The sequence below is a fragment of the Providencia sp. 21OH12SH02B-Prov genome, assembly GCF_027362595.1.
GTDB lineage: Bacteria > Pseudomonadota > Gammaproteobacteria > Enterobacterales > Enterobacteriaceae > Providencia > Providencia zhejiangensis.
This window is the reverse complement of sequence record NZ_CP114796.1, coordinates 1323423-1336114: the sequence shown is the minus strand read 5'-3', so window position 1 is coordinate 1336114 and position 12692 is coordinate 1323423. Positions and strand designations below refer to the sequence as shown.

The following is a 12692-nucleotide window of genomic DNA, read 5'->3' as shown; positions in this document are numbered from 1 at the left end:
GGTATCACTCCAATTAGGGGAAATAAATTTCCCCTATCACACTTAATATTATGCAGGCAGAATTTCAGCTAGATCTTGTTCAACAGTCGTAATACTACGCATTCCAAATTTTTCATTCAGTATGTTTAATAGGTTTTCAGTTAAGAATCCTGGTGCTGTTGGGCCGGTATAGATATTTTTAACACCGAGCGATAATAGCGTTAATAAAATAACAATCGCTTTTTGCTCAAACCAAGATAGGATTAAACTCAACGGTAAGTCATTAACGCCACAACCTAATTTTTCTGCTAAGTTTACAGCAAGCATGATTGCGGAATATGCATCATTACATTGTCCAACATCTAATAAACGAGGTAAGCCTTCTAAAGTACCAAAATCTAATTTATTAAAACGATATTTACCGCACGCCAATGTGAGAATTAAGCAGTCTTCAGGTACACTACGCGCAAAATCAGTGTAGTAGCTACGCTCACCACGGCTACCATCACATCCCCCAACCAAAAATACGTGACGTAGTTTTTTCTGAGAAACAAGATCAATCACTGTATCAGCTGCACTCAATAATGTTTGGCGCCCAAATCCAACCGTAATTTTGTGCTCAATTTCTGTGTATGGAAAACCATTCATGGCTAAAGCTTGGTTGATCATTTCAGAGAAATCATCACCGGTTAAATGTTTGGCTCCAGGCCAACCCACAATACTACGAGTCCAAATACGGTCTTTATATTGCCCAACATCTGGGTCAATAATGCAGTTTGAGGTCATCAGAACAGGACCTGGAAATTTAGCAAACTCGGTTTGCTGATTTTGCCAGCCACTACCATAATTACCGACAAGGTGTGAATATTTCTTCAGTTCCGGATAGCCATGTGCAGGTAACATTTCACCATGGGTATAGATATTAATACCTGTACCTTCGGTTTGCTCTAATAGCATTTTCAAATCTTTTAGATCATGCCCTGAAATAAGAATACATTTCCCCGCAACTGGGCGAACATTCACTTCTGTTGGCACTGGATGACCAAATTCTCCAGTTTCTCCAGCATCGAGAATTTCCATTACCTTAAAATTCATCATGCCAATAGCCATCGCATTATCAAGCAACTCATTCATATTTGCGGGTAACGTACCTAACCACGCCATAATTTCATGATATTGGCGATAGATATCATTATCATATTGGCCTAATACATGCGCATGCTCCATATAAGCCGCTGCACCTTTTAAACCATATAAACAAAGCATGCGTAAACCATGAATATCATCACCAACTTGTGCTTTATCAATATCAAGTGCAAAATCTTCAGCCTGTTTTTGCAATGCAATAATATCATTACCTTTAAGCTGAATATTAATTAAAGGATGGTTAAATACAATAGCACTATTTTTTGCTTGGCATTGCTTGATTAATTTATCTCTTAAATAAATAGCTTCTCGAGCATAACCAATAATACGTTCTGAATCGAAATTAACATTTGTCAATGTTGAGAAAAACGCTCTAGGCGCGAAACTATCTACGTCGTGATCAATAATACCTAATTCACGTGCTGTTACAGCGCTAGCAGAGAGACTTTGTAACACCGCAACTAATAAGTCTTGTAGATCTGACGTTTCTGCTGTTTTACCGCACATACCCTGTGCGTATGCACAGCCATTTCCAGCTGGAGTTCTAATTGTTTGTTCACATTGCACACAGTACATGTTCATTGCCTCATAAGTTGCATTTTATATACAACATTAAGATTAAACCTTTTTCGATAATAAGGAAGAGGGATTTGAAGCTTATCTGAAGGTTTATTGATCTATATTAATGTTTTCATTGAATGAGAACTATTTACATCTATCTACCTAATAAAATAGGGAAAATTAGCCTTATTGCAGTGTACTCAATGTATATAGTGTCATTTTTAGTCTAATTAGTGCTTGCAAGATTTGATTTATTCACTTGATAATACCCTCGCTTAACTTGTTAGATAGGCAAAATTTCACTTATATAGTTATTGGGTTAAAGGATTAGTCATGAAAAAAAATAATATTATTACGATAGCGATCCCAGCGTTATTCGCTGCTGGTGTTGCTAATGCCGCTGAAGTCTATAATAAAGATGGCAATAAGCTTGATGTGTATGGTCAAATTGACGTTCGACACTATTTTTCAGATGCTAAAAGTGGTGAAGATGGGGATGATTCACGCGTTCGTTTAGGCTTTAAAGGTGATACTCAAATTACTGACCAACTCATTGGTTTTGGCCGTTTCGAATGGGAAACAACAACTCATAAAGCGGAATCGGATAACGAAAACCAGAATCGATTGGCCTATGCAGGATTGAAATTTGCCGACTTTGGTTCTGTGGACTATGGCCGCAATTATGGTGTGATCTATGATACGAATGCTTGGACCGATGTATTACCTCTGTGGGGAGCAGATACTATGGACCAAGAAGACACATATATGATGAGTCGTAACCGTAATTTATTAACTTATCGCAATAATAATGCATTTGGTTATATTGATGGTCTGAGTTTTGCTCTGCAATATCAAGGTAAAAATGGTGACCAAAATAAATCAACTGGCGACAGCTCATTAGATAATAATGGTGATGGTTACGGTTTTTCTACAGCCTATGAACTAGGTTGGGGTATATCTATCGGTGGGGGTTATTCGAACTCATCACGTACGCCAAGTCAAAAAAATGGTTCTGTCGGGGCAACGGGTAAACGTGCTGAAGCATGGAATATTGGTAGTAAATTAGAGCTTGATGAACTCTATTTAGCTGCAATGTATGGTCAAACCCTAAATACAACTCGCTTTGGTGGTGATGATTCTGAATCTATCGCAAATAAAACAGAGAACTTAGAAGTTGTTGCATTGTATTCATTCGATTTCGGTTTAACCCCTTCTCTTGGTTACAACCAATCTAAAGGTAAAAATCTCGGCACCTACGGTAGTCAAGATTTGGTGAAATATATTGCAGTTGGTGCTGCTTATGATTTCAACAAAAATATGACCGCTGTTATTGATTACAAAATCAATTTATTAAAAGATAAAGAATTTACTCGTGATTATGAGATCAATACTGATAATGTACTTGGCTTAGGTCTCATCTACCAGTTTTAAATTAAATAATTCACCCCCATTTTGATAATCATTATGGGGTGAATTCACAAGACTTCGGATTTTTATTAACGACAATCTATTGTTAATGGTGTATCCAAAATAATTTTTTGGTCCTGAGATAATGGAATTAACCAAGCTAAATTAGCAATTTTGTTTTTTGGTAATGACGCTGTGTGATGAACACTGACTTCTTCCTTCTCAACTGTCTTAACCTGAGTAAATTGTTCACTATAAGTAGAAAACATATATATACGATATTTATCAGGATTTGTAAGAATTAAAAAACATCGCCAATCGGATACGGCTGTTATTACCCCTGTTTCTTCCAAAAATTCGCGCCTCATAGCCTCCTCTGGGGTTTCTCCTTGATGTATTTTTCCGCCTACACCATTAAACTTCCCTTTTTGCCATTCTGGTTGACGTTTTTTTATCAACACAACCTGAGTTGCATCTGGTGAATACATAAAACCAGTTACATAATTTATCATAATTTTCTTCTTAACTTAATGACAAATAATTGTTTTATCTCTATCGGCCCCATACGAAATGTAACGAATTTTTTTATTTGTATGCTCTTCAATAAATGATAAAAATAAACGTAATTCTACAGGCAATTCTAATCGGCTATGATAGTTCCCCTTTAATTGAGGCCAACCACGAAATGTATAATATATTGGTGTCACCTCTGATAAATTTAATAAAGCCGCTTCACAAGTAATAGGCTTATCTTTTTTCATATAATTTATAGCAATTTTAATTTCATCTACATTTGCTAATACATCCACATTTGTTATCGCTAATTCTGTTACACCATTAAGCTCAATAGCCTGTTTGATTAAATTCAGATCTAACCATCCGCAACGCCTTGGCCTCCCTGAAACAGTACCATACTCATTTCCACGTTCACGAATATTAATTGCTGCATCATCATGTAATTCGGTTGGGAATGGGCCATTACCAACTCTGATCATATAAGCTTTCATTACTCCTAAAACATGAATCGGTGAAGCAGGTATACCGATAATAGAAAAGCAACTTTGCACCAATGTTTGATAAGCAACGGTATAAGGATAGGAACCAAATGCATTATCCAAAAAGGTCGCTTGAGATGTTTCAAGCAAAACATCCTTATTATCTCCAAGCAATTGACGTATTTTTTTATCCGTAAAAGCAAGGTAAGGTTTAATATACTGACATTGTTCATATAAGCGTTCTACAACATCTTCAAACTCTAGCGTTAATGTGTCATTAAATACATATGTGATCTGTTTTTCCCTTAAATCCCACAGGAAAGCTAATTTTTCACGAAGTTTTATTTTATCAAGCGCATCATAGAGACGAATGCCATGCCGATTGGCTTTATCTTCAAAGCATGCACCGATCCCAAGCCCCACAGAACCAATCTTGCGACTTCCTTTGAATTTTTCGGATGCTTGATTCAATGAAGCATGAATCGGTAATACAATATGACATCGATAATCAATATAAATGGAGATATCTTGTCTAATTTGCTTAAGACGCTCTATTTCGCTAATTAAAATTTCAAGACTGATTAATGCCCCTTGGCAAATATACATATTTCCTTGATATAAGGTAGCGGGTAGCTGTGAAAATGACTGTCGTTGATTTTTTACTTGTACACAATGACCAGCATTGGCGCCGCCATTAAACCTTGCGATATGTTTTATTTTTCCCGCAAGATAATCAACAAACTTGCCTTTGCCTTCATCCCCAAACTGTAACCCAACCACTGAATACAACATTTATCCTCCTATCTATTTAAACAATATCTTCTGCTAACATTGCAGCTCCTAAAAGCGAATCAACAAGATAGGCTCCTGTCTTAGCTAAATTCTCAGCGCAATGAGTCCCACCAGTATAAAGAATCGCTTTAGCTCCTACTTCAAAAGCAGATAATGCATCATCTGCGGCATCACCAACCACAACACACCGTGATGGTAAAATATTTAATTTTTTTATATGCAATGAAAGTTGTTCGGATTTTCCCTTTTTTAATAAAGGTAATGTCCGCCCTTCCACTAAATTAAAATATGAAGATACCTGTGTATCAAAAATACTTTGGTTAAGTTCGTCTTGTTCCATTAAAGAACAAACTGATTGAGTGGACTTGTTTTTATTTCTATATTGTAATGCTTCAATAGCCCCTCTAGACAAATAGGCCGTTCTAACATTGGGTTTATAATATTGGTTAAATACATCACCTATTGTTTGCCATTCCGATTTAGTCGGCTCTCTCCCCATCACATTATGATAAAAAATGTTCACCGGAACAGAGTAGTTCTCTCGATATTCATGCAAGCTTAACTCTTTAAAGCCTAACTGATTAAATACTTTATTTGCTGCAAGAAGAGAGATATGAACATCGTCTAAAAGCGTACCATTCCAATCCCATATTACATGTGACTTCCCCATAATTGTCCTTTATTGGTTATTGTTCATGAAAAGTTCAAACTTGCTTTTCAGGTTTAATAAATACTTTTCTTCTGGAAGTATTTTTTCTAATAGCGAAATAATCGTCAGCGAATAATCTATCCAGTCGGCTGTTGTGATACGTGCCGTTTCCGTATGATATTTTTCTTTTTTCCTTAACAAATTTATTAATTCAAAATGTCGAAAACACCAAGGCGAAAGCTCAGTTAGCGTTTTAGGATTAAAGATATTCTCTGGATGCTGATAGACTTTTTTTCTAAAAAATTTTTCCCAATGTAACTCTGTTGCGAAAGTTGAAATATCATTCATCGTGACTTGTTTGAGATATTTTTTAGCATGACTCAGGGTTCGCCCACTTCCACAATTATCATCCACTAAGAGTATCTTACCTGCCCCTTCCCAACTACGATAAAAGGGTATTTTCTTGTTTATATTAACCTCATCATAATGAGATAGCTTAATTATTCCTAAAGGCTTTTTTAAATAGCAAGATATGAGCGCAGAGCACCCTACTCCCCCTAATGCAATACCAACGATATAATCATATTGTTCAGTTAACCATAATGCAGATGTTAATGAAATAAAATGATTATCTCCCTCTATTTGTTCTCTTGGATACTTTAACCCTAAATTTGAATTTATACTGAGACTCTCCATTTCACCTAGATATTTAGGTAAATCAGTTCCCATGATGAAATTTATAATCACTGTCGCACACCAATCAATTGCTTTTATATATCCGTTAATAACATCCCTATCCTCATCATTATTACCAATAATAAAGTCTAACATTCTTAGCAATTTAGAAAACATATGGTCAGCAATGACATACTTTATGACCTTCTCAGATTCAATATCTGGGACCATTAAATATTGATTTTTCAATTCCATTAATTGATAAATAATTTGATTACAATTCAATTTTTGATAATAAACTTCTCCTCGGCTATTAATGACACCATTTTCATAATAAAATAACTTTGGTAAATATCGATATGCTTTATAAAAGCGAGCATTAGTTACAGGAGAAATCAAACTGCCTAATAAGCTAATATTTTCCGCACTAACAGAAAATAACTGACTCATAAATAAGCTCTCTATTCAATATCGTGACTCTTGGTAGCCAATAATGCATTAGGTAAATCTATTAAGCCTATATGAAGCGCTTGACCAAGGATGACTCCTTCAATACCTTGCCTACGCATAGTCGATAATTTTTTAATATCATCAAGTGAAGCCACACCACCACCAGCGATAATCGGAGAAGCCGTTTTATTACAAACTTGCTGTAATAAATCAAAATTAGGAGAGGAAAGCATCCCACCTCTGTCAACGTCGGTTACAACATAACGTTGACAGCCTATTTTGTTCAGCCTTTCTAAAACGGGCCATAGCATTTTATTGATGATATTCCACCCTCGGCTTGTAAGATAATATTGTCCTTCTATTTGTTTAACATCCAATGCTATTGCGATCTTGTCGCCATATTCCATAAGCACCTTTTCGCACCAAGCTACATTTTCCAGCGCTGCCGTACCGATATTCACTCTTTGGCAACCTAAATTAAGTGCTCGAGATAATGTTTCATCGTCACGTATCCCCCCACAAATTTGCACTTGCGCATTCGCTTTAACAACGGCTTCCTTAATGGATTGATAATTGTCACCTTTACCAGCAGCCGCATCCAAATCAACCATATGAACGTATTTGGCGCCAGCATTTTGCCAGCGATTAACGACTTCAACTGGGGTTCCAAGGATCTTGTTATCAACTTGTGCTTTATTATAGTGTTTACCCTGCGTTATTTTAATTGCAGTCTGAGAAACCATTGCATAGCCAAATACAATATCGATTGAAGGATAAATATCTAAAAATTTAAGCATCGTTAAACCTAATTATTCGTCACTAACGGAGCTAAATATTAGCTTACTGATTATTTAAGTCACAATCTCAATAAAAATTAGAGCATTACTTATTATTATTACGCTTAAATAGCTTAAAGCACCCTCTATAAATAATTAGCTATTAATCTTCATAATCTTTTTCTTAATCATTCATAACTCATCATTATCCAATAGTTTAAATTAGAAAAATTTCGTTTGGTTTACGTTATCTTTTAAATAAAATACCTAACAATAAATTTATGGTATGGTTTAGCGAACTTACTGTTGTGCTAAAATAATCACTATTTGTTACTCATTACCAATATAGAGAGTCATAAAAAGATGTCCGAACAAAGTCCCATTAGCCAATCTGCAATGAAATATCGTTTTGGAATACTCAGACGATTGAAAGAGTCTAATAAGACACCAGTGACGATTTTACTTTTAGCCGCAGTCATTGGCGCATTTGTGGGCCTTATTGGTTCTTTGTTTGAATTAGGGACAACTTGGGTAAGCAACTACAGAAGTAGCACTGTTGGTGAACTGGTCACTGATAAATGGCTAATAATTCCAGCCATGTTTGCTGTATCTGCCATATTAGCGATGGTGGGATACTATTTAGTGAAAAAAATATCTCCGGAGTCTGGAGGCTCGGGTATCCCAGAAATCGAAGGGGCTTTGCAAGATTTACGCCCAGTCCGTTGGTGGAGAGTGATCCCCGTTAAATTTTTTGGTGGACTAGGGGCTTTAGGTTCCGGAATGGTACTGGGCCGTGAAGGCCCTACCGTACAACTGGGGGCTAATATAAGCCAAATGTTTTATGATATTTTTCGCGTTAAAAATAATGAGTCACGTCACACCCTATTAGCCGCAGGCGCAGCAGCTGGTTTATCAACAGCCTTTAATGCACCGCTTGCTGGTATTTTATTTGTCATTGAAGAAATGCGCCCACAATTTAAATACAGCCTGATCTCCATCAAAGCTGTCTTTATTGGCTCAATCACGTCTACGATTGTCTACCAGTTAATCAGTGGCCAAGCAGCGATTCTAAACATCGGACAATTTTCATCTGCCCCGCTAAACACGCTATGGCTTTATTTAGTCTTAGGGCTGTTGTTTGGTGTCGTGGGTATTTGTTTTAATAATTTTTTACTCTACCTGCAAACTAAATTTCTCGCCTTCTATCAAAATAAAGTATCCCGCTTTGTATTAATGGGGGGGTTAATTGGTGGTAGCTGTGGTGCTATTGGCGTTTACGCGCCTGAAATTGTGGGTGGAGGCTTTTCAATGATCCATCAGATGATGGCGGGAAGCTTTACAATCTCCCTTTTAATTCTATTTTTTGCTTTACGCTTTCTAACATCAACGATCAGTTTTAGTTCTGGAGCCCCAGGAGGCATTTTTTCACCCTTACTCGCATTAGGCACACTTTTTGGTGGGATCTATGGTTACTGTGTTTTAGAAATTTTTCCTGATTATCAAATTGAAATAGGGACTTTTGCTATTGCGGGTATGGGAGCATTATTTGCAGCAACCGTTAGGGCACCATTAACAGGGCTAGTTCTTGTTCTTGAAATGACCAGTAATTATCAACTGATTTTACCGATGATTATTACTTGTTTAGGTGCAACTATGGTCGCACAACTACTCGGCGGTAGACCGCTTTATTCTGTTTTATTAGAAAGAACATTACAACGAAGTGCAGCAGAAAAATCAGAAGAGCAAACAAAAACGGTAAATCAAGCCTAACTCATTGGCGGGATGGTATACATCCCGCCATCATTAACCAATAAGCACTTATTTCTTTTTCGCGATTAAGGTAGCGAAATTGAGTTTAATACGCTGACCTTGTGCATCAGTTCTATGAAGATGACCTGGATCCTCATTATATTTTAGAATTTCCCAATCTTTATAATATCCGCTTAATTCCCCTGCTTTAAGAAAACATTTAAATGGAACTAAGTCTAAAGGTGCGTTCGGTGTTTCTACTGCACAGACAATGACATTAATACCGCCAGGTAATGTGTGAGCTTGCATATCGGCAATGATATCGGCTATGTTTTCACGCTGTAAAAACATTAAAACGACGGTTGAAACAATTAAGTCATAATCACCTTTGATTTGGTGGCTATTGATATCATAAATTGCGGTTTTAATGTTTTCTATACCCGCTTGTTTTTTCACAAAATCAATAGCTTGAATATGCTGTGGATTAATATCTACCGCAGTGACATCATAACCTTGCAGCGCAAGATAAAAACTATTACGACCTCTTCCTGAACCTAAGTCTAATGTTTTGCATGGTTGAGATAGTTTATTTTCACATAAAAATCTGACTTCAGAATGTGGGATAGTTAATCCGTGTTCTTTATAGAATTTAATGTCAGGATGGCACAAGAAAGAGAGTTGGCATTGCATATCATCACTACAGGATGAAATTCGATGCCAAACTTGTGGTTCAATTACGGGAGGTTGATTATCAACATCAAATGTGAATTTTTGCTCACTCCCATCATCAGCAAAAATAACAAAATCAAGAGAACCTTTTAGTACTTTCAGTTGCGCGTAAGTCTCTTCTTTTGTGTTGTGGCGCTCTTGGAACATGAGAGGCAGAGAAGCTTTATCCCATACCGGCATGGTTTTATAACAAACTAACTCGCTCATATCATCACCTTTAAGTTGCATATTAAATACATCTTATAATGTTATTCGATTACCTGCAAAGGTTTCATAAGGTGATAATAGATAGCTTGATCAAAATCAACCTTCAGGACTCCCAGAAGGTTGATGACGATAAATTTAATAACCGAGTTGTTTCGCTGATAACCCTAAAAATTCAAAAGGCTTGCTATCCACATATTCATTGGTCGCATCACCTGAAAAAATATTGCTCTGCTCAACGCCAAGACTTAATTTTTTCACCTTGCCTGTTTCTGCTGAGAAATCAATTTTTTTAAGGTCGGTCCAGAATATATTTGGGGTTAATGCTGACTCAAAGAAATATAATTGACGCTTATGGTCAACCAGCGTTCTCCAGCGTGTCGATGAAATTTCAGGGGAGTTTTCAGTCGTTAATCCATATGGAACTGACACATTACGGATCACCCCAAACACGCTTGCTACAGCCTTATTAGGCGTGGTTTGTTGTGGGATAGCATTCACATAAAACTGTGCGCGTGCAAACCTATCTGCTGAACGGTTTGTGCCGGGTAGCATCACCGTACCACCAATGCCCTGCCAATATTCCTGCATAGCTAACTGTTTTTCATAGGTAGGAGAGTTGGTCATAACTTGGTAATTACGGCTATGATGAATAACTTGTTTACCATCAATGTACTCAATAATCGCGCTATCACCACTTGCATCAGACAAGGATAAATGTAATGTCGCCAAGCGATCCTGCCCTGGTACATTATCTGTCATGACTAATAATGGCGTTTTTTCCAATGCAGCGACTGCTTCAGCAACCGTAGCATAGTTATCTAGCATATATTGAGCCCATAATGAGATCGATAATGCCGGTTGTTTATCATTTGCTTGCGGATATTTTGATTCAGCTAACCATAATAAGTTAGCCACTAAACCTTTTTCATTAACCCCGTCTGTCGTTGAAATATCATAACCTGACGCGATCACGCTGCCATACTTTGATTTCCATTTGAGGGAGTTAGGTCCGGCAATACCATCCCTATCCATACCTCGTGGGAGGATCCATAAATTGGTTCCAATATCATATTTCCAATCCATCGTTCTAGCGGTCATGGTCTGCTGATCCTCACCCAAATAAACCACTCGAGTACAAGCTTGAGTCACGACTGAGGGAACATAAACCGCAGCCGCAGTGAGTAAGGCGACCATGCTTTTCTTAACAAATGACATCTTTCCTCCTAGATACAAAGACTTACCGCCGATAGATTTTAAACATATCATAGCCAAAAAATTGATGGATCAAATAAATAAAATATATCAACTGAACTCAATAACAATATTCACAAACTTAATGAATATAAAATGACACTCTGACGTTAAAAGTATAGAAGAATTACCGCGTAATCACACGGTTGATTCATCATTTGAAACACACAATAACAATTACATGCTATTTAGTCGCGGAAGTTAATTATGATGAGTGAGAAATATTTTCGGATAGAAAAAAGCATGCTAGAGAAGATAAATTGGTTGAAAACGCAATATCCCATCATTTTTTCATGGGATATTGCAATCCATAATCAACTAATTAGCGGCTGAAAATAGCGCTCGTAAAAAAGCAGCTTTTTTCTGATTGTCAGGTATAGCGAGAATTTGGTCGTAAAAACTCATCGTTATACGACAAGTCACTGCTGGCTGCTGTTTCGCTTTATCTAAATTTTCAAGCAATAATGTTTGATCGCCATATTTTGCAACAAGCTTTTTCTGAATGCCGTCCAAAATTGCAGCTTGTTCTTCACGTGAGACCATTGGCTGTTTGATGCCTGATTCAGTTGAAAGTAATAAATCATTAGTTGCTTCCAACTGTTTAAACAATACCGCATGACTTTTTGCTGGGGGAATTATCGCTGCCGAATCCCGTAAATATGGAAATAGAGAGTAGAAACATGTTTTCCCTGAAGGGTCAGTTTCTAACAACACATTCAAATAATCATTTACTTTACTCGTAAAGTTGATAACTGATTTATCTGAAGCATAAGGTATACGCTCAATAACTAACTGCATGACACTGCCAACGATCTGGTCAAATATATGGCGAGTCAGTAATTCATTCGATGGCTCATAATCACGAACAATTTGTTCAAAACTTGAATACGCTTCTGGGCTTAATTTTTTAATTGTGCCAATGACAGGCATTTGTTTTTCAAGCTTAGCTAATGCCTCTACTTGAACAGCGCTTAATGGTGCCTCTAAAGAAGTTGTCTGAGCTTCAGCATCCGTTTGCGTCGATAATGTATTATTATCTTTACCTAACCAATAAAAACCGAGCGCAAATGCAATAAAAATAATAACAACAATCAATGCTGTTTTGCGTGAACTATTTGTCTTCAAGGGCCCCTACCTTTATAACAGTGCCTATAAATAAATAACCTTAATTGACTTATCTAAAATATTATTTTTTAAGTCAATTAATTATTAATACATTCTACCCCTTTATAAAGTGAATTAGCTATAGGAAAAAAGGAAATTACCTAGCTAAAAAAAAGCGCCCAGTGACAAAAGGACACTGAGCGCTTTTTAGCTGAAAAATTA

Annotated in this window: 11 protein-coding genes; 2 read left to right on the top strand and 9 right to left on the bottom strand. The window is 36.8% G+C overall.

What is annotated here, in order from left to right; translation table 11 throughout:
* Positions 1-48: 48 nt before the first annotated feature.
* Complete coding sequence (gene hcp, locus O7C57_RS06370; RefSeq protein WP_154624039.1) at positions 49-1701, bottom strand: hydroxylamine reductase; 1653 nt, start codon at positions 1699-1701, stop codon at positions 49-51.
* Positions 1702-2019: 318 nt separating this feature from the next.
* Here hcp and O7C57_RS06365 point away from each other — a divergent pair, with 318 nt between their 5' ends.
* Positions 2020-3117: a porin gene (locus O7C57_RS06365; RefSeq protein ID WP_269723783.1), complete on the top strand. Its 1098-nt coding sequence runs from the start codon at positions 2020-2022 to the stop codon at positions 3115-3117.
* Positions 3118-3182: 65 nt separating this feature from the next.
* Here the strand turns inward: O7C57_RS06365 and O7C57_RS06360 are convergent, their stop codons facing one another.
* The 5 genes from O7C57_RS06360 to O7C57_RS06340 are packed head-to-tail and all read right to left on the bottom strand — an operon-like array spanning position 3183 to position 7451.
* Positions 3183-3605 carry an NUDIX domain-containing protein gene (locus tag O7C57_RS06360; RefSeq protein WP_154624037.1) on the bottom strand — a complete coding sequence of 141 codons (423 nt, stop codon included), beginning with the start codon at positions 3603-3605 and terminating at the stop codon, positions 3183-3185.
* Positions 3606-3620: 15 nt separating this feature from the next.
* Positions 3621-4880: an adenylosuccinate synthetase gene (locus tag O7C57_RS06355; protein WP_154635591.1), complete on the bottom strand. Its 1260-nt coding sequence runs from the start codon at positions 4878-4880 to the stop codon at positions 3621-3623.
* 16 nt (positions 4881-4896) lie between these two features.
* On the bottom strand, positions 4897-5550 hold the full coding sequence (locus O7C57_RS06350; RefSeq protein WP_269723782.1) for an HAD family hydrolase: 654 nt from the start codon (positions 5548-5550) through the stop codon (positions 4897-4899).
* A gap of 9 nt (positions 5551-5559) precedes the next feature.
* Positions 5560-6654: a phosphoribosyltransferase family protein gene (locus O7C57_RS06345; RefSeq protein ID WP_269723781.1), complete on the bottom strand. Its 1095-nt coding sequence runs from the start codon at positions 6652-6654 to the stop codon at positions 5560-5562.
* Positions 6655-6665: 11 nt separating this feature from the next.
* Positions 6666-7451: a HisA/HisF-related TIM barrel protein gene (locus O7C57_RS06340; protein WP_269723780.1), complete on the bottom strand. Its 786-nt coding sequence runs from the start codon at positions 7449-7451 to the stop codon at positions 6666-6668.
* Positions 7452-7793: 342 nt separating this feature from the next.
* On the opposite strand from O7C57_RS06340, the gene clcA reads away from it, so the two are divergent.
* On the top strand, positions 7794-9200 hold the full coding sequence (clcA, locus tag O7C57_RS06335) for a H(+)/Cl(-) exchange transporter ClcA (RefSeq protein WP_154624033.1): 1407 nt from the start codon (positions 7794-7796) through the stop codon (positions 9198-9200).
* A gap of 48 nt (positions 9201-9248) precedes the next feature.
* Here the strand turns inward: clcA and tehB are convergent, their stop codons facing one another.
* The 3 genes from tehB to O7C57_RS06320 all read right to left on the bottom strand — a co-directional run bounded on the left by tehB (position 9249) and on the right by O7C57_RS06320 (position 12491).
* On the bottom strand, positions 9249-10136 hold the full coding sequence (tehB, locus tag O7C57_RS06330; protein WP_154624032.1) for an SAM-dependent methyltransferase TehB: 888 nt from the start codon (positions 10134-10136) through the stop codon (positions 9249-9251).
* Positions 10137-10250: 114 nt separating this feature from the next.
* Positions 10251-11330 carry a linear amide C-N hydrolase gene (locus tag O7C57_RS06325; protein ID WP_154624031.1) on the bottom strand — a complete coding sequence of 360 codons (1080 nt, stop codon included), beginning with the start codon at positions 11328-11330 and terminating at the stop codon, positions 10251-10253.
* Positions 11331-11684: 354 nt separating this feature from the next.
* A complete protein-coding gene (locus O7C57_RS06320) occupies positions 11685-12491 on the bottom strand; it encodes a topoisomerase IV (protein WP_154624030.1) in 807 nt (268 codons plus the stop codon).
* Between the last annotated feature and the right edge of the window lie 201 nt (positions 12492-12692).